Origin of the sequence: Sulfurovum sp. XGS-02, from assembly GCF_023213175.1 — a bacterium.
GTDB lineage: Bacteria > Campylobacterota > Campylobacteria > Campylobacterales > Sulfurovaceae > Sulfurovum.
This window is the reverse complement of sequence record NZ_CP093312.1, coordinates 1,669,017-1,692,612: the sequence shown is the minus strand read 5'-3', so window position 1 is coordinate 1,692,612 and position 23,596 is coordinate 1,669,017. Positions and strand designations below refer to the sequence as shown.

Genomic DNA, 23,596 nt, shown 5'->3' with positions numbered 1-23,596 from the left:
CCTTAGAAGTACTTGGCTACACGTTTTTTAAAGAGCCACTGCCCGAGTATCTCAACCATAGAGATAGTAAGGATCAAGATAAGAGGATTTCCCCATTTCTCTAAAGAGGATGCGATGACATAGAAGAAGAGAGTTGTGACAAAGATAATGAGAAATGAACGGTTCTGCTGATAACGGGGGTTGATCATGGTAAAAGATGCAACAAGATACACCGAAAGCAGAGGAATGAGGCTCGTGAAAACATAAAATAGGATCCTGTGCATGACCTTCTCTTTACTTTCTTTCCCTTCACTCCAATAGGAGAGGATACTCTGAAACTCAAACCCATGACTTTGTGACCTGTCAAACACTTCCATGGTTTCGTACTCTGCCTGCTGCAATTTGGTTTTTGCATACGTGTATCCATACCCCTTATGCAGAAGCAGGGACGTCACATTTTCATAGTTGTTGATCTCACCCGTCTGGGATGAAAAGAACTGTTCATCTGCTTTATTTGTGCGGTTATAGATAACGATATCATGAAAAGTATCACCTGTTTTCTCTTTGACATACATATAGTAGTCTCCAAACTTTTGACCCAGTTCACCAGGAACGATGTTCAGTTTTGCTTCATTCCTCTTCTCTTCTTTGAAGGCTTTATAGAACTGTTTACTCAATGGCATAGCCAGAAAAGAGATACTGGCCAATAGGAGTGAAAAGAGAAGGCCGAGAAGTAGCAGACTGTTGAGTATCTTTTTTGCTTTCAGTCCGAGTGCATAGAGTGCAATGAGTTCATTGCCTTGAGAGAGGTTGATCAGTACATTTGCCAAAGCAGCGACAAAAGAGAGGGGTATCGTATAAAAAATGATCTCTGGTACAGAATAACTGTACAGGAGGATCAATTCTGCAAAGCTGATCTGTATTTTAGAAGTAAGTGAGGATATTTTTACAAAAAATACGAGAGATATAATAATGAAAAATGGCAGAAATATCGTCAAAAACGACTTGGTGAAGTTTGATGATATATAGCCTTTTACATTAACCATAAATGATCGTTTCCAAGAGTTGTGTAGCTTGTGTATCATAGAGATAGACAATAAATGTGGCTAAAGCCAAGAAAGGTACGAAAGGTACACCTTTGTCTCTCCGGATGAGTGCAGGTATCATTGCTAACAAGGCAGAGAGGAAGAGTGCAACAAAAAAGTTCGGGAACCCAAGCAACGCACCCATCGTCCCCGCAACTATGACATCTGCCCCACCCATCGCTTGTTTTCTTGCGATCAGTGATGAGAGTAGTCCTATCAGGTAGAGGCCGCCCGCTGCGATACTTGCGTAGAGAAGTGCCATCAGGAATTCAGGTTGAACAAGGGCAAAAATAAGTGCAGCAAAGTTCACATTGTCCGGGACGGCCATATATTTGAAATCTATCATCACAAGGGCAAGGAGTGCAGCAAATGAAGCAGCCATGAAAGGCAGATACCAGACCAACCCCAATTTGAAGTAGAGTACAAGAAAGATGATCCCTGTAAGGAGTTCAACGACCGGGTATTGTACAGATATCTTCTCTTTACAAAAACCGCATTGACCGCCCAGTGCCATCCATGAAAAAAGAGGGATATTATGATACCACTTAAGCGGAGTTTGGCAGCTTTGGCATTTGGATGCAGGGAAGACGATACTTTCGCCTTTTGGTATACGGTAAATGACCACATTCAAAAATGATCCTATCATAATACCCAATATAAAAACGAGGATGCCTGTCACTGTTTCTATCATTTAATACCTCCAAAACGTCTGTTGCGTTGTTCAAAATTTTCGATGATCTCCTTCAACTCTTCGCTTGAAAAATCTGGCCAGAGCGTCGGAGTGAAATAGAATTCACTGTAAGAGATCTGCCATAACAGAAAGTTGGAAATACGTTCTTCACCGCTGGTACGGATAAGCAGATCTATATCGCTGTAGGGCGTTTGCAGTGCAGAAGAGATCTCTTCCTCTGTCACACTTCTCTTACCCTCTGCTATAAGTCTGTTTACTGCAGAGGTTATTTCCGCACGTCCACCATAGTTTAACGCCAGTATCTGCGTAAGGCTGGAATTGTCTTTGGTGAGTTCTTCCGTTTGTCTGATACGTTCCTGCAGAGACTTGCTAAAGGCTTCAATATTGCCGATAGCCTGGAAACGTATATTATGTGATTGGTAGGTTTCCAGTTCTTTTTGGAGGTATCGGTCAAGCAGTTTCATAAGGAATTCTACTTCAAGTTTAGGCCGTTTCCAGTTTTCGGTACTAAATGCATAAAATGTAGCGGTTTTGATCGTTGGATGTTCAGCACAGTAGGTGGTAATATCACGAATAACTTCTGCACCTGCCTCATGACCTTTTGTACGACTGAGACCGCGTTCTTTTGCCCATCTTCCGTTACCATCCATGATGATAGCAAGATGCTTGATTGAATTTTCAGACATTGGACGCTTCTTCATGGATCAGCTTTTTTGCTTCATCGAGTATCTTATTGGAGAGTGTGAGCTTATCTGCACGTCCTAGAGAAACTTGTGTGTCCTTGGTAATAAATGTAATTTCATTTTCATTGCCACCGAAACTCTTGGCATCTTTTAAAAGGTTATAACACACTGCATCCACACCTTTTTTATCTAAAAGAGCGGCAGCATTGTTCAATCCCTCTTGTGTATCCATTTCAGCTTTAAAGCCTACTGTTTTTATAGCGCTTTTATCGATAGAGGCCAGTACATCGGTAGTCTGCTTGAGTTCTATATGCCATGTATCACCAAGCATGGATTTCTTCAGTTTACCGCTTTGCGGCGCTTTGGGTGTAAAGTCCGCAACCGCTGCTACCATAAATATATAAGGTGTTTTCATTTTGTGCCTGTCTGTGGTTACTTTTTGGATAGATTGCTGTGTGGCCTCTAGAATATCTTGTGCATCGTTAGCTTCAATGGTTGTCATGGCAGCGGGCAGCTCATCAAACCCCATTGTAGAGATATAGGTGACATTTGCACCCCTCAGATAGAGTGCAATACAGAGTGACTTTGCCATTTTGCCGGATGAGAAGTTCGATATATAGCGTACTTCATCCAGTTTTTCACGTGTGCCTCCACCCGTCACAATGACAGATCTGTCTTTCCAGAACGGATCACTACATAATGCTTTGGCAACTTCAAAAAATATCTCAGTAGGTTCTGCCAGAGCACCGGACCCCACATCTCCGCAGGCAAGGAGTTTATCTTGCGGGTTGATCATACTATAGCCATTGTCCTGTAAAAATGTCATGGCATTGCATGTAGCAGTTTTTGCAAGCATCTGTGTATTGGCTGCAGGAGCAATAAGTATCTTATCTTTAAATGCCAATGCAGTTTGGGTCAAAATGTTATCCGCAATACCCTGTGCGATTTTGTTAATGGTGTTGGCAGTGGCAGGAGCAATCACAAACACATCACACTTTTTACCCAGCTCAATATGATTCATCTCACTGGCCCATGACTCACTCTGTTCTGTTAAAACAGGATTACGTGTGAGAGCCTCAAAAGTCAATGCTGACACAAAACGTTCGGCAGAGGGACTCATGACCACATGTACCTCTGCCCCTGCTTTGACAAATAGACGTGCAAGATCACAGGCTTTATAGGCTGAGATACTGCCTGTGACACCTAAGAGTACAGATTTGCCTGTTAGATCAATTTGCATCTTATTTGTCTCCGAAAAATTTATAAAAGAAGTTTTTGACCGTTCTTAGAGGTGCTCTTGAGATGGCAAGCTCACCTTGCGCTACGTTTTTGTTGATGGTGCTTCCTGCGGCTATCATCACATCATCATCTATGCTCACAGGTGCAACAAGCTGTGTATCAGAACCGACAAAGACATTTTTTCCGATTTTGGTTGGGTACTTGTTCTTTCCGTCATAATTACAGGTAATGACACCTGCACCGATGTTCGTACCCTCATCTATGGTTGCATCTCCTATGTAAGAGAGGTGTCCGGCTTTGACCCCTGTCAGTGAGGATTTCTTCACTTCAACAAAGTTACCGATATGTGTGCCGATGAGTTTTGAGTTTGGTCTTACTCTTCCCATAGGACCTACATCAGAATTTTCTATATGTGCATCTTCTATGACAGAATGCGTTTTAATGTGTGAAGCGATGATATGTGAAGCACCCTGGATGCTTACGCCATTTTCCAATAGACATTCACCCTCAAAAGTGGCCCGAGAATCAATGTAAATGGTCTCTGGCAAACGCATCGAGACACCGGCTTTCATCCACTCTGTTTTAATTCTTCTTTGCATGATCTCTTCTGCATGTGCAAGATCGAGTTTGGAGTTCACCCCTTTGAACTCCTCTTCTTCTACCATGACAGGATGGATGATCTTCGCTTCATCTACTGCCATTTTGATGATATCTGTAAGATAGTACTCTTTTTGGGCATTGTCGTTACTGAGTTCAGGGATATAACGTTCCAGTACTTCTTTTTTAACACAGTATACACCCGCATTGACGGTTTGTATATCCTTTTGTGCAGGAATGCAATCCTTCTCTTCCACGATCTCAACGACCTTATCTTGGCTAATGACCACACGTCCATAACCGGTAGGGTTGTCCAGTTTGATCACAGACATATTGATGTCAGCGTCTCCCTGCATCAATGACTCCAGTGCAGACATCGTGACAAGCGGCATGTCACCATTGAGTATCAATACTTTAGCATGTGTGACTTTGACACCTTTCATCGCTCCGCCTGTACCCGGAAACTGTTCTGCATCCTGCATATGAAAATGTATGCCGCTGTAGTGAGCCTCTATAGCTTCTTGGATACGTGCTGCCTGATGGTAGAGTACCACAGTGATGTCATCCGAGATCTTCTGCGCTGCATCAATGGCATGGAAGAGCATAGGTTTTCCGGAGATTTCATGAAGCACTTTAGGGGTCGTGGACTTCATTCTTGTACCTTGACCTGCTGCGAGTATGACAACACTTATAGACATTTTGGACCTTTTGGGTAAAATTACAGATATATTTTATTATTGTGATTATATCCAATGCAAATTAAAGGTATGAAATTTGAACTGTAAACATTTTGGAAGTTGTGGCTCCTGCGGACTCTATGAAATAGGGTATGAGGAACAATTAAAGCAAAAAGAGCAGAGGGTTTCCGGGCTTTTGGCTCCTTTTTATCAGGGTGACCTGGAAGTTTTTGACTCTCCTAACGATCATTACAGGGCCAGAGCAGAGTTTCGTATCTGGCATGAGGGTGAGAGGTGTGATTATGCGATGGGAAACATCGAGAAAAAAGGTGCCATCACCATAGAAGAGTGTCCTAAGGTCATTGAACCCATAGAGAAGCGTATGTGGAAGTTGCTTGAAAAGATCAATGCTTCTACAGAAGTGTTAAAAGCACGTCTTTTTGCCGTGGAATTTTTGGCAACGACCACCGATGAGTGTCTTATTACCATGCTCTATCATAGAAAACTCGATGATGTGTGGAGTGCTGAGGCAAAAGCGCTTGAAGCAGAGCTCAACTGCAAGATCATGGGGCGAAGCCGTAAACAAAAAGTGATCCTTTCGGATGAATTCGTCACAGAAAAGTTGGATGTCGATGGTAAAAGATTCACCTATGTGCAGTATGAAAGCGGTTTTACCCAGCCAAACCCTGCAGTGAATGTCAAAATGATAGAGTGGGCCATCAAGCAAGCCAAAAGCGTAGGGTATGGAGATTTCTTGGAGAGTTACTGCGGCCTGGGGAACTTTACACTGCCTCTCTCTCACTACTTTGACAGAGTGTTGGCTACGGAGATCAGTAAACGCTCCATTCACGCGGCACTTGAAAATTGTGCATTTAACGCTATCGAAAATATAACGTTTGCAAGACTGGCATCAGAAGAGATGACAGAGGCCTTGAATGGTGTAAGAGAATTTTCCAGACTCAAAGGGATAGATCTGGAGAGTTACAACTTCAGTACGGTACTGGTAGATCCGCCAAGAGCAGGATTGGATGAGGGAACCATAGCACTCATTTCAAATATAGAGAATATTATCTATATCTCATGCAACCCTGAAACACTTGCAAGAGATCTTGCAACACTGACCCAAACACATGAGGTAATCGAAGCAGCAATGTTCGATCAGTTTCCACATACGGAGCATGTGGAAAGCGGCGTATTTTTGAAGAAGAAGTCAATGTAATTCAAGGGGCACGATCGAGTTTGTCGTAGAGATCTGCTTTGACGAGGATGGCGTATTTGCCTTTGAAGCTCGTCTTTTCAGTAATAAGATCTTGATCTATCTTATGCATATGCTTTTTTTTCCGATAGGTAATGATCATACCATCAGGGTGCTCCTGTATGAACGTAGTGATATTTTTTTTACCCGATAAGACGATGATAGGATCATGGAGTCTTCCTAAAAAATGAAACTGGTCATGGTATTTTTTATCCTGTGCTACGGGTATGCCTTTTTGCTGTAAAGAGGAAATTTTTTGTGAAAAGCCAGAAATGTTCTGTTGTGCTAAAAAACTGTGGATGGAAAAATGCACGGCGAAAACAGCTACTATGATACTTAATGCCATGGCCTGTATGGCATTGTGTTGCAACTTGAAATTCTTTTTTGAAAGATAGAGTCCAAGAAGGAACAGCAACAATGCAGAGAGTAAGAAAGCGGTACTGTCTACAGTAAATGTAATGGATTTCGGTGCAACAAAAGGTGCAATGGCAAATACTATGGCAAAGAAAAGATAGGTATACCCTAGAGACTTTGTATAGTTTTTCATGTCAGGGGCAGCAGTCGTGAGAAGCCTTGCACAAAAGAGGGAGAATGCAGCAATTTCCGGCAAGATATAATGTACCTGTTTGCCACTGATGAATGAAAATACAAGCAGTGCTGAGAGCATCCAGATCAACAGCATTTTCAACCCATGATCCATTGTTGCCTGTCTAAATGAACGATACAATGCTTTATGGAATGACCATGGAAAAAGTAGTAATGGCAACAGTGCAAAGTACCACCAAATACCTCTTTGGTGGGCAAAAGAGTTTACCATCCTGTCAGCTGTCTGTCCCCAAAAGATAGCATGTTGATAGGCTTCACCACCGGCAATACCTGCAGGGATCGCCCAGGAAAGTGCAATCGCTACACCCCCTAAAAATGCAAAGAAGAATTTCATATACAAATGTTTATCCGTTTTGTTATCACTCCAATAGGGTGCAAGGAGTAAGAGCGGCAGGAGATGTACCAAAATGACCGGCCCTTTGGTCAGTATGCCAAAGCCGAATGAAAGCGAGATGAGGACAAAGGAGAGAAGGGTCTGTTTCTGTACAGCCTGTACGATACCCAAAACACCGACAAATACCCAAAATGTCAGTATGATATCAAACATAAAAAGTGAATTGTAGAAAGTGAATATCAGGGTACCTGCGAGGATCAGAAGTGTGTTTTGGGCACCTTGAACATCCTCTTTCCATAGTGCAAGATAGAGTCTATAGGCCATGACCAGTGTTCCAAAACCAAACAACATAGGAATAAAACGTACAGTTGTTTCATTCACACCCAAAAGTGACCAGTTTAAATGCACCAACCAAAATATAAATGGAGGTTTATGGTGGTAGGGTTCACCATTGAGCAGGGGTACCAAAAAGGATCCTTTATCCCACATCTCCCATGCGACACTAAGATAACGTGTTTCATCGATGATCCAAATAGGACGAAAATAGATGCCGATAGCTGCTATCAGAATAAGTATGAAAAAGGGAATGGAGAGATGTTTTATCATGACTTGTACGTTTTTCCTTCAGTATAGATAGAGATCAAATACATATCGTCTTAACTTTTGCAGATAGAATGAACTCTTTCCTGAGTATAAAACGTATGATGGGGTATGTGACGGAAAGTATATCCTTATTCTCTTTAACATCATTTTCAATGGTTGAAATTTTATCTCTATCCTAGTGTAAGGGTCAGTCAAAATACGCCATAATGACATAGCTAAAAAAGTATGCATGGAGAACCATTGAGCGCTTTTATATTATAGTACGTTATAATACTGTGAATCTACATTAAAAAAACATATGGAAATAGGGTGATATGAAAAATAACTATAGAATGAGTATCATTGTACCTGTCTACAATGAGGTGGACAATCTTGATAGGATAGAGGCTGTTTTTACAGAGTATTTTGCTAAAAGTCACACCAAAAGTAAAGTAATATTCGTTGATGACGGCTCAACAGATGGCAGTTTTGAGAAAATAATGGAAATTTGTAAAAAAGATGATTTCAGCTATATAAAATTTGATCAAAACTATGGATTGAGTACGGCTATTAAAGCAGGGATTGATGTGTGTGATACAGAGCTTGTCGGGTATATCGATGCAGATCTGCAAACCACACCCTTTGACTTTGATCTGCTCCTCGAAGAGATAGACCAGTATGAGGCAGTCATTGGTTTTAGAGGTAAACGAAAAGACACCTTAAGCAAGAAAGTACAATCCTCTTTTGCCAACTCTATCAGACGCGCTTTGATCGATGATGGTGTGATCGATACAGGATGTCCTCTAAAGATCATGAAAACCGATGTGGCAAAAAAGATACCTTTTTTTGACGGGATGCATCGTTTTATTCCTGCCCTGATCAAACTTCAGGGCGGCCAGATACAGCAAAAAAGTGTTCAACATTTTGAACGAACTGCTGGAGTATCAAAATTTAATATCTTTAACCGTTCCATCAAGCCACTTCAGGATGCTTTTGCCTACCGATGGATGAAAAACAGATATATTACCTATAAAGTTGAAGAGAGTAACCATACTGTATGAGTAGTGGATGGCTCTCGTATGGACTCTTTGTCTATGTTATTGGATTCAGTGCACAAATTCTTTTTTCAGCACGTCTTCTTGTACAATGGATACAGTCAGAAAAAGTGAAGAAAGTACTCACCCCGGAACTTTTTTGGGAATTGAGTCTTATGGCCTCTTTTTTGTTATTTATCTATGGATGGTTACGTGATGACTTTGCGATCATGTTGGGGCAGTCGATCACCTATTTTATCTATATAAGAAATATGCAACTTCAAGGATCTTGGAGAAAGCTTCCCTATCTGTTACAGATCTTTTTATGGATCTTTCCTGCACTCATTGTCCTTTACGCATACAACAATAATGTGATCGATGTGCACCGTCTCTTTAAAAATGAGGATATTCCTTTGTTTCTTTTACTCTGGGGGAGCATCGGACAGATTCTTTTTACATTTAGATTTGTCTATCAGTGGATCTACTCTGAGCGGATGAAAAGATCCCATCTTCCACTTGGTTTTTGGATGTTAAGTCTGACCGGTTCATTCATGATCTTAAGTTATGCCATTTTCAGAAAAGATCCTGTTTTGCTTCTAGGGCAACTTTTTGGGTTTATTATCTATACACGAAATATCATGATGGGACTCAAAAAAGAGTCATAAAGAGACTTTCACTCTTTTAAGTGTAAGTCGTAACAAGAGAGATTCATTCTGTGAATTCCATAGCATAGGCTATATATGACATGTTTCTTTTATGCGACACAGCTACAGTGTGTGTAGTATATCTCCTCATAAAAAGTGATCTCTATACTTCTTTTTTAGCAGCGTATATGATTTTAAATAAGTGACAATTTTATCTGTAAAGAGTCAAATAAGTAGATATAGAAGTTATGTTTTTTTTGAAAATTGAATATATTAATAGATGAAGTGAGTAGAGTAAAAACCCTTCAATGAAGAAGGGAAATGGAACTTACCATACAAGATAGTAAGTTCAAAGAGGGTTGGGATTACTTCCAACCATCTTTCACAATTTGTGCAGATTTTTTGTAAGGGTATTTTTTAACCAACTCTTTGACTGAAAGTTTTTGGTCTCCTTCTCTCATGAAGTGAGCCAATGTGACCGAAGCCCAATAGTCATTTGCATACTCCGTACCTTCTAGCTGTATCGCTACACCGTTTTTATTGACTGCGTGACATGCAGAACATGTAACCGGTCCGGTATATTTACCATCTGGGCTATACTGAAGTGCTTGCTGGTGTGTTGTGACATCTACAGATCTCTCATCACCGTCATATCTTGTTGAGTAAAGACCATGCGTCGACTCATGACATGTTTGACATGCAAGGTTACCATGTGCTTTAGAGTATCTATAGAGTGAATATTTGTTAGGCTGATCGATCGGGAAGTATTTACCACCGGTATCTTGCTCAACAAACGGTGCTAAGTGACAATCTGCACAGTGAGGCTCAGAAGCTGCCAACCACCAGTCATTACCGGCAGAAGCTGCTGAATACGGTACATCTCCACCTGTTTTATGATTCCAAGGTTTGAGATCCAGTTTACCGTCTTTACCTACATTTTTAACCAATGTTGCAGATTTGTGATCTGCGTAGTAACTAAGGACTTCATCCTTCTCACCAGTTGATTTAGGGTCTGCCCAAGAAGCAAATTTCTTCATGTCTCCACCTGTGATACCTGCTACCATTTCTTTAAGAGATTTGTTTCTCAGTGTTTTCCCTTCTTGTTTGGAATCATTTGTCAAGTCATCTGTAGCATAGAGTGCTTGCGCCACTTTCGTGTGACAGTTCGTACAGTATAAACCTCGAAGTTCACTGGCATCTTTACCATGCTCATCTTTTGTTGCAACGTTCTCAAGCTGCCATTTACCATAAGCATTAAGGAAGAACGGAGGTTTAGCATTAGGGTTGGAGTGTGCATCACGTCTTACATAACATCCACCACCGGATTTTCTGATATCACCTTTAGAGAATCTTGCTTCACCATATCTGTCTGTTACACGGAATGGGTTCGTGTCATCATTCATATTAGGGTTTTGGAAGTGTGTTGGGTGACAAGATTGGCATGATTGTGATCTCCCCGCAGCATCAGGCATAGGCACCATTGCAAGGTGGAATCCGTGCACCGCTTCTGAAAGAGGTTTTGCCTTCACGGTTTTGTAACCCATTGCTGTGACTCTTGGTTCTTGAAGGTTACCAGAAACATTATCCCCGTGACAGTCAGTACAATTCACAAAACCGACTTTACCTAAACGCTGTGCAGGTGCATCCGGACGATAGTCTGCAAGAAATGTCGTACCATGATGCTTATCGTGGAGTGAAAGGATATTGATAGAACCTTCAGAAAGTCTCGCCATATACTCGGATGTATCCGGGTACGATTTCCAGTAGTCATACTCTTGATCTCCTTGTTTGAGACCTTCATCTCTAGCCATTTGAGCTGCTTTACCGGTACGCGAGTGACATGAATAACAGTTAGGAATATCCACAGGGTTTGTACCGAAGTAAGAAACCGCGCTTCCATCAGGCTGTTTTATCTGCTGTCCTGCATCTGTATGAAGTTCAACGGTAGAGTATTGGAAGGGTTGGAAATCTCTTTCTGTGACCGTACGAAGTGAACCTTTTCTTGTACTATCGTTGAATGCTGTCAGAGGCAGACCCAGTGCATCCCATAAGTGTGAAGCTGTCAGGACAAGTTTAACATCTTTTACCGGAGGTACGAGGGTATCGGTCATCACCACGTTACCACCGTCTTTACCGGCATAGGTCATATACCCGGTCATAGGTGCGCCAGAAGGACCATGGTCCACTTTTACCTGGATCTGACGGCCTACTCTAAGTCGGTCCTTCTCTGTGACACCTGCAGGCATGGTACCTTCAAGATCTTTGTAGATAAAAAGGTGTGTCCATACATAGTTGGCAACATTATCACCCGGACTGTCAAGATGCCCATCCCCATCGGCATCTTTCGCTACCATCCAGTATTTCATTTTATTCCCTTCAGAGTATGAGTTGTCTCTGGTATAGGCAAATAGCTTTACATTGTCATTGGGTGTCATAAGCTTAGGAAGGCTGCTCCCTTTTCCTACCCTGATCGCTTGTGATTGGATGGAGTTGTATGGAGGGATTACACAACAATAGCTCATATCAAAACCGACACAGTGCATACCAAGTTCGTAGTTTACGAACATGCTATAGTCTGCTTTTGGTTGATAGGCGGTTTTTCCTTTTATTTTTACTGCTTCTAATTTATCCATCGAAAACGGCGGCGTTTTGTCATAATCAGCGGCAGAAAAAGCAGCAGTAGTAAGAAGTGACAAGGCTACGGTGCTTTTTACAATTTTTGAAATCATTTTAGTCTCCTTTTAAATTTGATTACCATTTATTTTTACATGTGTGATGTTAAGAAAACTTTAAAATATCATAAAAATACAAATATTTTAATATAATAAATGATTATTATTTTCTATATGAATAGTTATTATAAGTTTGGTGAATAATTGTGAAAAAATGAGGTTTTAATGGAAGAATAAGTACGTCAGATAAAGAGGGAGAAAAGGTATATTTCCCATTTGAATAAATTGACTTTTTATTGCTGGAGAGTAGAACATATGTGGAAGGTACATTTCACCGGTAAACTGTACCTTTCATATTATATAAATGTATAGCGTAGAGTCTATCTATCTCGTACTATTTTACTTTTCTGTTGTTAGGGTTAAAATCTAAACCATGAAGTGCTTCAATGGCCGTATCGGGTTTTTTAGCCTGTACTTTTTTCATGACATTGATAGGCCTGTCCATTTTATAGAGTTCCGTTCTGATCACTTTCCCCTCTTTGTCATACCATCGTTTTTCTCCCTCTTTATATCCATGTTTATAGATGACATCATTGTTAAGTGTCCCATCTTCATTGTACTCTTTTTGCAACCCCTCTTTTTTACCATGTTTAAACATGACCTCAGAGGCGAGTTTTCCTGTACTAAAATAGTATTTCTCAGGACCCTCTTTATGGTCATTGATATAGTTGACCTCTATACGCAGTGTACCGTCAGCATAAAATATTTGATTCATACCGTGACGTTTCCCTTTTTGATAATGGATCACTTCAAGATGATTTCCTTCTCTGTCATACCAATTGAGCGGTCCTTCTCTTAACCCTTTAACGTTCTTCACTTCGAATGCCAGTTGACCTGTATTATAATAGACCTTTTCTACTCCGTCTTTGACACCCTCTGCAGTTTCTGTTCTTGTACCTTTGAGATATTCAATCTGTGATTTGACCACGCCATTTTCAAAATGATCTGTAAAAAGTTCTGCCTGTAGTGCAGCTGTACAAAGTAGGGTAAGTGTGATGATAAGTGTTTTTTTCATAGTAGTCCAAGTTATGCTATTAAGGCTTGATGTTCAATTTTACTACAGTAATTCTGTACCACTTTCATACCTGCCTCTTTAGCCTTTTGTGCTGCATCATTATTCACCAGTCCAAGTTGACCCCAAAATACTTTAACATCACCTCTTCTAATGCATGCATCTGCGATCGCATCAAAAGCATTGGGTTTTCTGAAGATATTCACCATATCGATCTCAAAAGGGATCTCTTCAAGTGAACGGTAGACCTTCTCTCCTAATATTTTCTCTTCTTTAGGATATACAGGGACTATTTTATATCCGGCATTTTTAAGATATCTTGCAACCATATTGCTTGCTTTGCTTTCATCCGGTGAAAGACCAAGTATCGCGATCGTCTTGACACTTTCAAATATTTCTTTCATCTCTTCACGGTTAGAGTTGACCAGCGGCATTTCACATTTCATGCTTTATCCTTAATTTTGATATACTTCGGACAATATAATAGCTAGGAAAGATAATGTTAGACTTAAAAAGTATCCAAAAAGCCTATGAAAGAGTATCGGATGTTGTACACCGTACACCCTTCTCTTACGCCCCTATTTTAAGCCAAATGAGTGGCTATGAGGTGTACCTTAAAAAAGAGAATCTTCAACGTACCGGTGCCTTTAAACTTAGAGGTGCTTTTAATAAGATCGCTTCTTTGATAGAAGCGGGTGACAGAGGTGGCGTTGTTGCTTCTTCTGCTGGTAACCATGCACAAGGTGTGGCTTTTTCAGCAAAATATTTTGGTATCGAAGCCACCATTGTCATGCCGGAATCCACACCGCTTACCAAAGTGATGGGGGTGAAAGAGTTTGGTGCCAATGTGATACTTCACGGCTCTAACTATGATGAAGCCTATGGGTATGCTGTGAAATTTGGGGAAGAGAACAACTATACATTTGTACACCCTTTTGAAGATGATGAAGTGATGTCAGGTCAAGGTACGGTAACCCTTGAAATGTTTGAAGATCTAGCTGATCTTGATGCACTTGTTGTCCCTGTAGGCGGGGGAGGGCTTATCTCTGGTATGTCTGTGGCAAGCAAAGCACTGAAACCTCAGTGCAAGATCATCGGTATCTCTGCAGCAGGAGCACCTGCAATGAAACAGTCTTACGATGCAAAAACAGCGATCGATACGACTTCTGTAAGGACGATCGCCGATGGTATTGCCGTAAGAGATACTTCACCGGTCACTTTAGAGTATATCTTAAAGAATGTGGATGTTTTTAGTACAGTGTGTGAAGATGAGATCGCTGCTGCCATACTCTTTTTACTGGAAAAACAAAAAGTATTGGTAGAGGGAGCAGGTGCCGTAGGTGTCGCCGCACTTTTACATGGAAAGATAGACTTACCTAAAGGTTCAAAAGTAGCGATAGTATTGAGTGGTGGAAACATAGATGTGACAATGCTTTCTTTGATCATTGAAAAAGGATTAATGAAGTCTGCACGTAAGATGAAACTGCTTGTTACGCTCGTAGACAAACCGGGAGCTTTACAGGCATTGACCGAGATACTTACAAGAATAGGTGCAAATATTGTACAGATAGGCTACGACAGAACATCTATAGACCTGGAATTCGGTGATGCAAATGTCTCTGTCTCCTTGGAAACCAAAGGGGTGGAGCATCAGGAACAGATAAGAGAACAACTCAAAGAGGGTGGATTTTCTTTTAAAGAAGAGCATTGATGATAGCGATAGATCTAGGTTCAAATACCTTACGGGTATTGGAGTATGAATGTAGTACAGGTACACAGACAGCTGAATTTGAAAAGATCGTGAAGACGGCAGACGGTCTGGTACAGTATGGGGTGATCAATAACGATGCTGTAAAGAGGGTCATCTCAGCCATACTGGAAGCACAACAACAGATCGATTTCTCCTCTTCTGTAGTCAGGGCTGTCACAACCGAAGCTGTGCGCAGAGCAGTGAACTCGGATGAGGTACTTGCTCAGATCCAAAAAGAGACAGGTGTGCATTTTGATATCATATCCGGTGAAGAAGAAGCAAGGCTCACTTTACTCGCGGTAAAGCACAGACTCTCCGCATTGCAAGTTATTTCGGAGAGTTTTGTGCTTATTGATATAGGTGGAGGTTCTACTGAACTTATCTTTCATTATGGAGATGAAACGATCTCCAAAAGTTTTCCTTTAGGGATCGTGACCATTGCACAAACCTATGAAACGTTGGAAAAGATAGAGAAAGCCCTTCCCAAAGAGATGGCAGAGATGCAACGATTTTGTGAGCACCTTTATGATAGTAAAGGTAAAATCAATACTTTCGTAGCCACAGCCGGGACACCTACGACCGTAGCGGCCATGAAACTCGGACAAAACTATGAAACCTATGACGCATCAAAGATAAACGGTACATCCCTTGAGATAGATGAGTTGGACCTTTACTTGAAAAAATTACTCTCTATGCCATTTGAACAGAGAGAGATCGCTGTAGGTACGGGACGTTCCGATCTTATCGCTGCAGGTATACTTATCTATAAACAACTTTTCAGATTATTGGGATTTGAAAGTGGTATTGTGATAGATGATGGCTTACGTGAGGGTGTAGCGATAGAAGCTTGCGGGCATCAGGCCCATTAAACTCTAATCTTTTTTAGATATAATCAAAAAAAATTTAAATGGAGTGTAGACCATGCAAATGAGTGGTGCACAAATGGTGTGTGAAGCGATCATCGCTGAGGGTGTTAAGACCGTATTCGGTTACCCCGGCGGGGCGATCATGCACGTTTATGATGAAATTTACAAACAAGAAGGGTTTGAGCATATCTTGAACCGTCACGAACAGGCAGCTGTTCACGCAGCAGATGGTTATGCAAGAGCTACAGGTGAAGTGGGTGTTGCGATGGTGACAAGTGGACCAGGATTTACAAACGCGGTCACCGGACTTGCAACTGCCTATATGGATTCCATTCCTATGGTCGTTATCTCAGGACAGGTGCCTTTGTCGCTTATCGGTACAGACGGATTTCAAGAGATAGATGCAGTAGGTATATCCAGACCATGTACAAAACATAACTTTCTGGTACGTTCACTGGAAGAACTTCCTCGTTTGTTGAAAGAAGCATTTTACATCGCGCGTTCTGGACGACCGGGACCGGTACTTATCGATATTCCTAAAGATATCACTGTGGATATCGGTGAGTTTGTTTATCCTGATTCTGTAGATATCCCTACGTATAAACCAACATACAAAGGAAACAAAAAACAGATAGAGAAAGCAGTTGAAGCGATAAAAAATGCTAAGAAACCTCTGCTTTATATCGGGGGTGGAGCTGTACTTTCAAATGCAAGTGACCTTGTACGTAAATTGGCTGAAAAAACACAGATCCCTACGGTTGAAACATTGATGGCAAGAGGTGTGATGGGAGCAAAGAACCCACTGCTTCTTGGTATGTTGGGAATGCATGGAAACTATGCATCTAACATGGCGATGTCTGAGACAGACCTGGTTATCTCTCTGGGTGCAAGGTTTGATGACAGGGTGACAGGTAAACTTTCCGAATTTGCCAAATATGCAGACATTATTCATGTAGATATTGATGCAGCGAATATCGGTAAACTGGTTGATGTTGACTATCCTATCGTAGGTGATGTAACCGAAGTTCTTGAGGCGATGTTACCGCTTCTTGATGGTATCGATACGGACAGATTCCAGGCATGGAGAGAGATATTGAAGCGTTATGATGAGCTTCACCCTCAATCCTATGTCGATTCAGATGAGGTTATCAAACCGCAATGGGCCATAGAGCGTATCGGTGAACTGGTAGGTGAAAATGCCATCATTACTTCAGATGTCGGACAACACCAAATGTGGGCAGCACAGCATTATCCGTTTGACAGACCGCGCCAGTGGATCAATTCCGGCGGACTGGGAACGATGGGCTTTGGTTTCCCTGCAGCATTGGGTGCTAAAAGAGCCTTCCCTGATAAAACGGTGATTAATGTCACAGGTGACGGTTCGATCCTGATGAATATGCAAGAATTGGTGACGGCAGCTGAGTATAAAATACCGGTCATCAATCTTATACTCAATAACCATTTCCTGGGGATGGTTAGACAGTGGCAGACATTCTTCTATGAAAAACGCTACTCTGAAACAGACTTGACATTCCAACCAAATTGGAAAGCCTTGGCTGAGGCATGTGGCGGAATAGGGTATGATGTTACCACCAAAGAAGAGTTTGATGCAGCGATCAAAGATGCGATAGCGCAAGATAAAGTATGTTTCATGAATGTTGCCGTGAACCGTTATGAAAACGTACTTCCAATGGTACCAGCAGGTGGAGCACTCTTTAATATGATGTTACCGCAAAAAGGAGAGAAATAATGGAAAATTCTATGAATGAAAGACGTGTTATTTCTGTTATCGTATTGAATGAGAGTTCTGTTCTTGCACGTGTAACGGCACTTTTTGCAGCACGTGGGTATAACATCGCATCACTCACTGTGGCACCTATCCCTGATAGTGAAATGTCACATATTACGATTGAAACGAACGGTTCTCCTAAAGTCATGGAGCAGATCACCAAGCAACTACATAAGCTCATACCTGTCTATAAGGTGATCGAGCATGAAGAGATGGTTGAAAAAGAGATGGTATTGGTGAAGTTCCCTATTACAGAGCACTTAAGCGATATTGGCGCATTATGTGCAGCATATAATGGTGGTATCGCAAATGTGGGTAAAGAGATGATCATTGCAATGGTAGCAGATGAACCTATACGTATACAGCATTTTATAGAAGCAGCACAACGTTACAATCCTTATGAGATTGTACGTGGCGGTGTTGTAGCGATAGAAAGATAAGAATTATTTTACTTCTGTCACTCTTCTCTAAGGAGGGTGACCCCTACTTTAAGTTAAAAGGACCACTTTATGACTTACCCGCTTTCTCAAATATCAGAAGATATCGGTGTAGATTTTCATGGTGAAGATATCACTATAGAAGGGATACATACCTTAAGTGAAGCTACTTCCACACAACTCAGTTTTTTTACAGACAGCAAATATGCTTCACAATTGGCAGATACCAAGGCTGCTGCAGTATTGATTGATGAAAAGCATGCCAAACTGCTGCCTTCCGGAACCATTGCACTGATCACTGATGAAGCCTATCTTAAACTGGCACTGGCCTCTAAGTTCTTTGCACATAAACTTGAAAATGGGACATCAGAGCCTACTGTAGGTGAGGGATGTGATATAGACAAGAGCGTCTCTTTTGGTAAGAATGTGACACTTGGAGACCACGTGACCATTTTACCGGGTTGTTATCTCGGAGACAATGTGACTGTTGGTTCCGGAACAGTATTGCATCCTAATGTGACCTTGTATCATCATACAAAAATCGGTGCTGAGTGTATGATTCATAGCGGTACCGTGATCGGTTGTGATGGGTACGGCTTTGCACATACAAAGCTCGGAGAACATGTGAAGATCTATCAGAATGGCAATGTCCTTGTAGAAGATAGGGTAGAGATCGGTGCGAATTGTGCCATAGACAGAGCCGTATTTGGCACTACCTATATACGCAAAGGTACCAAACTAGATAACCTTATACAGATTGCACATAACTGTGATGTAGGAGAACATACCCTTTGTGCAGCACAGGTGGGTCTAGCAGGTTCTACCACTTTAGGCAGAAATGTGGTCATGGGCGGACAAAGTGCCACTGCAGGACATTTGGAAGTGGGTGCCTTTGCAACTATTGCAGGGAAAGGTGGTGTCACGAAATCTCTTGAAGGCGGTAAAACCTATGCTGGTTTCCCTGCTATTGATCATAAAATGTGGTTGCGTCTGCAGGCAAAAATGATGGGTTTGCTCAAAGGTAAAAAATAGTTAAGTCATTGTAATATACTCATTGATATAAAAATTTTAAAGGAGTATATATGAGCGGAACAGTCACAAAAATAGATGAAATGACTTTGAGCGGTACAAAAGACGGGAAGATTACGGTTACGACAGTAGAAGAACCATATGGACCAAAGAGTGAAAGTGTAGCAAGTATCGGTATTTCACTGCAGGCAGGTGCTGAAGAACCGGATTGGAAAGTGCATATTCCTAAAGCAAATATCGATGCAGTGATCGAAGCATTGCAAGAGGCAAAAAAGGCATTATAGTATTGTAGATACTTTCTGGTTAATGGGATGACCCCATTAACTACACTTCATCATGCTTCATGACCTTGTATTTGTCGAAAGCTCTTTGCATGAGGTCTTTATCAGGGATCTTTCTTCCTGCAATATATCCGATGATATTGCCATCATCATCCAACTTGGGTTTTATCCATACAACAACATTGTAATATTTCCCTTCACTTGTCATATTTCTGACAAAACCTTCCCAGTAGTTTCCACCTTTTATTGTCTCCCATAACTCTTTGAAGGCAGCTTTTGGCATATCTGGATGTCTGTTTATACTGTGTGGTGAGCCGATGAGTTCTTCTTTCGTATAACCGGTAAGATCACGAAATTTACGGTTGGCATAGGTGATGATACCTGCCGGGTCAGTCTCCGTGATCATCACACCACCATCAAATGGCACTTCTATATCTACAGGATCCGGCTTTGTGATCTCTTTACCTGTAATAGTGTTTTTAATTGTTTTTCCCATTATTTCTCCAAGGACAATAGATAAGTTGCATTAAAAGTATTATAGGACAAAATGGAGTACAAATGCAGAGCAAACATATCTGGCAGTTTGGCGATCTGCATTGAGACCCATAACTTTCTGTCCTCACTTTACAATGAGTTTAGCTTTTACATTAATATGGTATCTATCTAAAGCTTATATGGACATAATGCACTACCTTATGATAAAGATTAATCATATTTTCTTCATACTTTGCTACAATTACAGAATTATGATAAAGGGGCGTTTTTTGTCTATTACAGAAACAATCAAATCACTTTTACAAGAGCGTATACTCGTCATCGATGGTGCAATGGGTACTCAGATACAAGATCTTAAAGTTCCATCAGAAGCATGGATCGATGATAAAGGTGTGGATCAGGAAGGATGTAATGAACTGCTGAACCACACTGCACCAGAACTTATAGAACGTATTCATAAGCGTTATGCTATGGCAGGGGCTGATCTGCTTAAGACGAACACATTTGGTACGATGCCCTGGGTACTTGATGAGTATCAGATGGGTGAACGCGCCTATGAACTTTCTAAAAAAGGTGCTGAAATTGTCAAAGAGGTCTGTAAGGCATATGGCACACAGGAGTCACCAAAGTTTGTCTTAGGTTCTATAGGGCCTGGGACAAAGCTTCCTTCTCTGGGGCATATTCACTATGACGAGATGTATGCAGGATATAAACTTGTCGCACTTGGGCTTATCGATGGCGGATGTGATGTTTTTCTTTTAGAGACCTGTCAAGATCCTCTACAGATCAAAGCAGCACTACATGCTTGTCAGGATGCAAATGAGGAGCGTGGCAGCAAGCTTCCGATCATGGTTTCAGTGACCATTGAGCTCAGCGGTACGATGCTTATAGGGACCAATGCAGAAACTATCGTTACTATTTTGGAGCCGTTTGATATTCTCTCTTTAGGATTTAACTGCGGTACGGGACCGGACCAAGTCAAAAAACACCTCAAGACACTCTCTGAACTTTGTAATATACCTATCTCCGTGCATGCGAATGCAGGGTTGCCACAGAACCGTGGCGGGTATACCTACTATCCTATGGGACCGGATGAATTTACTGAAAAACAATTGGAGTTCACAGGGTATGATGGCGTAAGCTTTTTAGGTGGATGTTGCGGAACAACACCACAGCATATACAAGCACTCAAAAAAGCAGTTGAAGTGATAGTTCCTAAAACACCAACAGGTAGTATCAAACCAAGTGTTGCATCTTTGTTCAACACTGTTGAGCTTTTTCAAGAACCTGCGCCATTGTTGATAGGAGAGCGTTCTAATGCGACGGGTTCAAAGGCATTTAGAGAACTTATATTGGCCAGTGACTATGAAGGTACACTGACGGTAGGTCAAGCACAGGTACGAGATGGAGCACATATGCTCGACGTCAACGTAGAGTTTGCAGGGCGTGATGGGGCCAAGGATATGAGAGCGGTCATGGAGCTTTATAATCAGAAGATTCCGCTTCCTTTGATGCCGGATGCAACACGACCCAATACCATCGAAGAGGGACTTAAGTGTATCGGTGGAAAGCCTATCATCAACTCTACGAACCTCGAAGATGGAGAAGAGAACTTTGCAACCTATTGTAAGTTGGCCAAAAAGTATGGGGCTGTGCTTGTCTGTCTTGTGATCGATGAAGAGGGGATGGCAAGAACCAAAGAGAAGAAAGTAGCAGTGGCAAAACGCATGTATGACCTTGCTGTGAACACACATGGACTGAAACCTCAAAATATCATGTTCGATATGTTGGCCTTTACTGTGGGGACAGGTGAAGAGGAAGACAGGTTTGCAGGAAAGAATGCCTATGAAGCCATTAAAGAGATACATGAGATCTACCCTGAAGTAGGTTCTACGCTTGGACTTTCAAATATCTCATTCGGTTTGGAAAAGCATGCAAGATTCTACCTCAATTCAGTCTTCTTACATCACTGTGTACAGGCAGGTATGACCTCTGTGATCATCAATGTAAAGCACATTATACCACTGGCTAAAATGACACCAGAAGATATTGCAGTATGTGAAGAGCTGCTCTTTACCCCAGATGAGCACTCACTCTTTAAATTTATTGACCATTTTGCAGATGCTGTGGTGGAGGATGAGGGTGCCGATGAGGCTTATGAGGCGATGAGCAGTGAAGAGAAGATCAAAAAACTGCTTATGGACGGTGACAAAGAACGGATGCTCCCACTTGTGGAAGAGGCTCGTCATGAGATACACCCGGATATGATCGTTAATGAGATCCTTATCGATGCGATGAAAGTGGTGGGTGAACTCTTTGGTTCGGGACAGATGCAGCTTCCTTTTGTTCTTCAGTCAGCTGAAACGATGAAAGCTACAGTAGATTACCTCAATCCCCACCTGACCAAACAGGAAAAAGAGACAGATACCACACTGGTCATCGGTACGGTCAAAGGGGATGTACATGATGTGGGTAAAAACCTTGTAGACATTATCCTTTCAAATAATGGCTTCAAGGTGATTAATGTAGGGATCAAAACCGAACTTCAAGAGTATCTGGATGTTCTAGAAAAACAACCGATACAGGCTATAGGGATGAGTGGTCTTTTAGTAAAGTCTACAGCGGTGATGAAAGAGAATCTTGAAACGATGGCCGAGATGGGTATGGAGATACCGGTACTTTTGGGAGGCGCAGCGCTCACACGCTCTTTTGTTGATGACTTCTGCCGTCCAATCTATAAAGGGCCTATATTCTACTGTCGTGATGCCTTTGACGGGGTGATCGCTATGAGCCGTATAGAGAAGTTCAATGAAGACCCAAGTGTAGGACTGGACACGCGACTTGCCGGAGATATGGAAGAACGCCAGGAGAAAGTAAAAAAAGAGGTGATTATACCACCTTTTGAAGAGATAGAGATGCCTGAGAAAGTGGAGATACCAACACCGCCATTCTGGGGAAGAAGAGTCCTTCAAAAAGAAGATTTGGATCTCTCTATGATCTACGAGTGGATCAATACACGTTCTGTCTTTAAAATGCACTGGGGTTATAAGAGTAAAGGTATGGACAAAGAGGCGTATCAAAAGCTCATGGATGAGACGGTCTATCCTGCTTTTGAACGTTTGAAAAAAGAGTTTATCGAAAAAGAGCTGTTTGAACCGACGATCATCTACGGATATTATCCTTGTAGGAGTGATGATCAGGAGTTGTACCTGTTTGATGAGAGTGAAGGGTGGAATGTCGATGCCAATGCCAACCGTGAACCTTTAAACCAGGTCATCGGCAGGGCAGTTACCAAATTCTCTTTTCCTAGACAAAGTAGAAAACCCCACCGGGCACTTTCTGACTTCTACAGACATGATAGACACGATGTGATAGCTCTTACCTGTGTCAGTGCCGGAGCAAAGTTCTCTGCATATGAGAAAGAGCTTTATGATGCAGGTAAATATCTGGAGTATAACATGGTACACGGGCTCTCTGTTGAACTGGCTGAAGCACTGGCTGAAGTGGTACATAAACAGATACGCTTGGATCTCAATATCGCTTCGGAAGATGAAGGTAATACGTTGCGTGATGTACGGATGAACCGTTACCAGGGTGCGAGATATTCGTTCGGTTACCCGGCATGTCCTGACCTTGAACAGAGTAGAGAGTTGTTTGATATGTTAAAGCCTGAAGAGTTTGGTATAGAACTCTCTGAAACATTCCAGATCGTTCCGGAACAGAGTACTACGGCACTGGTGGTACACCATAAAAGTGCGACCTATTATTCGTTATAGATTTTACATTTTCATTTGTTCCA

The 23,596-nt window shown here is 41.7% G+C and carries 20 protein-coding genes and 1 riboswitch; of the genes, 10 read left to right on the top strand and 10 right to left on the bottom strand.

The window, feature by feature from the left end; all coding sequences use genetic code 11:
* Positions 1–2: 2 nt before the first annotated feature.
* Genes MN086_RS08375 through glmU form a run of 5 tightly spaced genes read right to left on the bottom strand, consistent with a single transcriptional unit; the run spans position 3 to position 4,972 of the window.
* The gene (locus tag MN086_RS08375) at positions 3–1,025 is read right to left on the bottom strand and encodes an LptF/LptG family permease (RefSeq protein WP_248575560.1); all 1,023 of its coding nucleotides are present in this window, start codon (positions 1,023–1,025) and stop codon (positions 3–5) included.
* Positions 1,018–1,755 (bottom strand): A24 family peptidase, encoded by a 738-nt coding sequence (locus tag MN086_RS08370; protein ID WP_248575559.1) that lies wholly within the window; start codon positions 1,753–1,755, stop codon positions 1,018–1,020. Before MN086_RS08370 ends, MN086_RS08375 begins: the two co-directional genes overlap by 8 nt.
* Positions 1,752–2,441 carry a polyprenyl diphosphate synthase gene (uppS, locus tag MN086_RS08365; RefSeq protein WP_248575558.1) on the bottom strand — a complete coding sequence of 230 codons (690 nt, stop codon included), beginning with the start codon at positions 2,439–2,441 and terminating at the stop codon, positions 1,752–1,754. The genes MN086_RS08370 and uppS overlap by 4 nt, the downstream gene beginning before the upstream one ends.
* Positions 2,434–3,678, bottom strand: coding sequence for a bifunctional phosphopantothenoylcysteine decarboxylase/phosphopantothenate--cysteine ligase CoaBC (coaBC, locus tag MN086_RS08360; protein ID WP_248575557.1), 1,245 nt, complete (start codon positions 3,676–3,678; stop codon positions 2,434–2,436). The genes uppS and coaBC overlap by 8 nt, the downstream gene beginning before the upstream one ends.
* 1 nt (position 3,679) lies before the next feature.
* Positions 3,680–4,972 carry a bifunctional UDP-N-acetylglucosamine diphosphorylase/glucosamine-1-phosphate N-acetyltransferase GlmU gene (glmU, locus tag MN086_RS08355; RefSeq protein ID WP_248575556.1) on the bottom strand — a complete coding sequence of 431 codons (1,293 nt, stop codon included), beginning with the start codon at positions 4,970–4,972 and terminating at the stop codon, positions 3,680–3,682.
* A gap of 76 nt (positions 4,973–5,048) precedes the next feature.
* Here glmU and trmA point away from each other — a divergent pair, with 76 nt between their 5' ends.
* Positions 5,049–6,170 carry a tRNA (uridine(54)-C5)-methyltransferase TrmA gene (trmA, locus tag MN086_RS08350; protein WP_248575555.1) on the top strand — a complete coding sequence of 374 codons (1,122 nt, stop codon included), beginning with the start codon at positions 5,049–5,051 and terminating at the stop codon, positions 6,168–6,170.
* Position 6,171: 1 nt separating this feature from the next.
* On the opposite strand, the gene MN086_RS08345 is transcribed toward trmA, so the two are convergent.
* Positions 6,172–7,752: a glycosyltransferase family 39 protein gene (locus MN086_RS08345; RefSeq protein WP_248575554.1), complete on the bottom strand. Its 1,581-nt coding sequence runs from the start codon at positions 7,750–7,752 to the stop codon at positions 6,172–6,174.
* A gap of 329 nt (positions 7,753–8,081) precedes the next feature.
* On the opposite strand from MN086_RS08345, the gene MN086_RS08340 reads away from it, so the two are divergent.
* Both MN086_RS08340 and MN086_RS08335 read left to right on the top strand, forming a co-directional pair.
* A complete protein-coding gene (locus MN086_RS08340; protein ID WP_248575553.1) occupies positions 8,082–8,789 on the top strand; it encodes a glycosyltransferase in 708 nt (235 codons plus the stop codon).
* Positions 8,786–9,427 carry a lipid-A-disaccharide synthase N-terminal domain-containing protein gene (locus MN086_RS08335; RefSeq protein WP_248575552.1) on the top strand — a complete coding sequence of 214 codons (642 nt, stop codon included), beginning with the start codon at positions 8,786–8,788 and terminating at the stop codon, positions 9,425–9,427. Before MN086_RS08340 ends, MN086_RS08335 begins: the two co-directional genes overlap by 4 nt.
* Positions 9,428–9,771: 344 nt before the next feature.
* On the opposite strand, the gene MN086_RS08330 is transcribed toward MN086_RS08335, so the two are convergent.
* From MN086_RS08330 to MN086_RS08320, 3 genes are all read right to left on the bottom strand, one after another.
* Positions 9,772–12,135, bottom strand: a complete 2,364-nt coding sequence (locus tag MN086_RS08330; RefSeq protein WP_248575551.1) for a hypothetical protein — start codon at positions 12,133–12,135, stop codon at positions 9,772–9,774.
* A 337-nt stretch (positions 12,136–12,472) separates the two neighbouring features.
* Positions 12,473–13,153: a toxin-antitoxin system YwqK family antitoxin gene (locus tag MN086_RS08325; RefSeq protein ID WP_248575550.1), complete on the bottom strand. Its 681-nt coding sequence runs from the start codon at positions 13,151–13,153 to the stop codon at positions 12,473–12,475.
* 11 nt (positions 13,154–13,164) lie between these two features.
* Entirely contained in the window at positions 13,165–13,596 is a 432-nt protein-coding gene (locus tag MN086_RS08320) for a CoA-binding protein (RefSeq protein ID WP_248575549.1), read from the bottom strand.
* Positions 13,597–13,649: 53 nt separating this feature from the next.
* Between MN086_RS08320 and ilvA the strand changes: the two genes are divergently transcribed.
* The 6 genes from ilvA to MN086_RS08290 all read left to right on the top strand — a co-directional run bounded on the left by ilvA (position 13,650) and on the right by MN086_RS08290 (position 19,305).
* Positions 13,650–14,861, top strand: a complete 1,212-nt coding sequence (gene ilvA / locus MN086_RS08315) for a threonine ammonia-lyase (RefSeq protein WP_248575548.1) — start codon at positions 13,650–13,652, stop codon at positions 14,859–14,861.
* Entirely contained in the window at positions 14,861–15,769 is a 909-nt protein-coding gene (locus MN086_RS08310; RefSeq protein ID WP_248575547.1) for a phosphatase, read from the top strand. The genes ilvA and MN086_RS08310 overlap by 1 nt, the downstream gene beginning before the upstream one ends.
* A gap of 52 nt (positions 15,770–15,821) precedes the next feature.
* Positions 15,822–17,516, top strand: a complete 1,695-nt coding sequence (locus MN086_RS08305; protein ID WP_248575546.1) for an acetolactate synthase large subunit — start codon at positions 15,822–15,824, stop codon at positions 17,514–17,516.
* Positions 17,516–17,995, top strand: coding sequence for an acetolactate synthase small subunit (ilvN, locus tag MN086_RS08300; RefSeq protein WP_248575545.1), 480 nt, complete (start codon positions 17,516–17,518; stop codon positions 17,993–17,995). The genes MN086_RS08305 and ilvN overlap by 1 nt, the downstream gene beginning before the upstream one ends.
* Before the next feature lie 69 nt (positions 17,996–18,064).
* On the top strand, positions 18,065–19,024 hold the full coding sequence (lpxD, locus tag MN086_RS08295; protein WP_248575544.1) for a UDP-3-O-(3-hydroxymyristoyl)glucosamine N-acyltransferase: 960 nt from the start codon (positions 18,065–18,067) through the stop codon (positions 19,022–19,024).
* Between the two features lie 50 nt (positions 19,025–19,074).
* A complete protein-coding gene (locus tag MN086_RS08290; RefSeq protein WP_248575543.1) occupies positions 19,075–19,305 on the top strand; it encodes a hypothetical protein in 231 nt (76 codons plus the stop codon).
* Positions 19,306–19,345: 40 nt separating this feature from the next.
* On the opposite strand, the gene MN086_RS08285 is transcribed toward MN086_RS08290, so the two are convergent.
* Entirely contained in the window at positions 19,346–19,798 is a 453-nt protein-coding gene (locus MN086_RS08285; protein WP_248575542.1) for a PAS domain-containing protein, read from the bottom strand.
* 78 nt (positions 19,799–19,876) lie between these two features.
* Positions 19,877–19,952, bottom strand: a riboswitch (cyclic di-GMP riboswitch).
* Between the two features lie 114 nt (positions 19,953–20,066).
* Here MN086_RS08285 and metH point away from each other — a divergent pair.
* Positions 20,067–23,573, top strand: a complete 3,507-nt coding sequence (gene metH / locus MN086_RS08280) for a methionine synthase (protein ID WP_248575541.1) — start codon at positions 20,067–20,069, stop codon at positions 23,571–23,573.
* Positions 23,574–23,596 lie beyond the last annotated feature (23 nt).

Bases quoted from the DNA above. Each gene is read 5' to 3' on its own strand.
- MN086_RS08375 (WP_248575560.1), bottom strand. From the start codon at position 1,025: ATGGTTAATGTAAAAGGCTATATATCATCAAACTTCACCAAGTCGTTT.
- MN086_RS08370 (WP_248575559.1), bottom strand. From the start codon at position 1,755: ATGATAGAAACAGTGACAGGCATCCTCGTTTTTATATTGGGTATTATG.
- uppS (WP_248575558.1), bottom strand. From the start codon at position 2,441: ATGTCTGAAAATTCAATCAAGCATCTTGCTATCATCATGGATGGTAAC.
- coaBC (WP_248575557.1), bottom strand. From the start codon at position 3,678: ATGCAAATTGATCTAACAGGCAAATCTGTACTCTTAGGTGTCACAGGC.
- glmU (WP_248575556.1), bottom strand. From the start codon at position 4,972: ATGTCTATAAGTGTTGTCATACTCGCAGCAGGTCAAGGTACAAGAATG.
- MN086_RS08345 (WP_248575554.1), bottom strand. From the start codon at position 7,752: ATGATAAAACATCTCTCCATTCCCTTTTTCATACTTATTCTGATAGCA.
- MN086_RS08340 (WP_248575553.1), top strand. From the start codon at position 8,082: ATGAGTATCATTGTACCTGTCTACAATGAGGTGGACAATCTTGATAGG.
- MN086_RS08335 (WP_248575552.1), top strand. From the start codon at position 8,786: ATGAGTAGTGGATGGCTCTCGTATGGACTCTTTGTCTATGTTATTGGA.
- MN086_RS08330 (WP_248575551.1), bottom strand. From the start codon at position 12,135: ATGATTTCAAAAATTGTAAAAAGCACCGTAGCCTTGTCACTTCTTACT.
- MN086_RS08325 (WP_248575550.1), bottom strand. From the start codon at position 13,153: ATGAAAAAAACACTTATCATCACACTTACCCTACTTTGTACAGCTGCA.
- MN086_RS08320 (WP_248575549.1), bottom strand. From the start codon at position 13,596: ATGAAATGTGAAATGCCGCTGGTCAACTCTAACCGTGAAGAGATGAAA.
- ilvA (WP_248575548.1), top strand. From the start codon at position 13,650: ATGTTAGACTTAAAAAGTATCCAAAAAGCCTATGAAAGAGTATCGGAT.
- MN086_RS08310 (WP_248575547.1), top strand. From the start codon at position 14,861: ATGATAGCGATAGATCTAGGTTCAAATACCTTACGGGTATTGGAGTAT.
- MN086_RS08305 (WP_248575546.1), top strand. From the start codon at position 15,822: ATGCAAATGAGTGGTGCACAAATGGTGTGTGAAGCGATCATCGCTGAG.
- ilvN (WP_248575545.1), top strand. From the start codon at position 17,516: ATGGAAAATTCTATGAATGAAAGACGTGTTATTTCTGTTATCGTATTG.
- lpxD (WP_248575544.1), top strand. From the start codon at position 18,065: ATGACTTACCCGCTTTCTCAAATATCAGAAGATATCGGTGTAGATTTT.
- MN086_RS08290 (WP_248575543.1), top strand. From the start codon at position 19,075: ATGAGCGGAACAGTCACAAAAATAGATGAAATGACTTTGAGCGGTACA.
- MN086_RS08285 (WP_248575542.1), bottom strand. From the start codon at position 19,798: ATGGGAAAAACAATTAAAAACACTATTACAGGTAAAGAGATCACAAAG.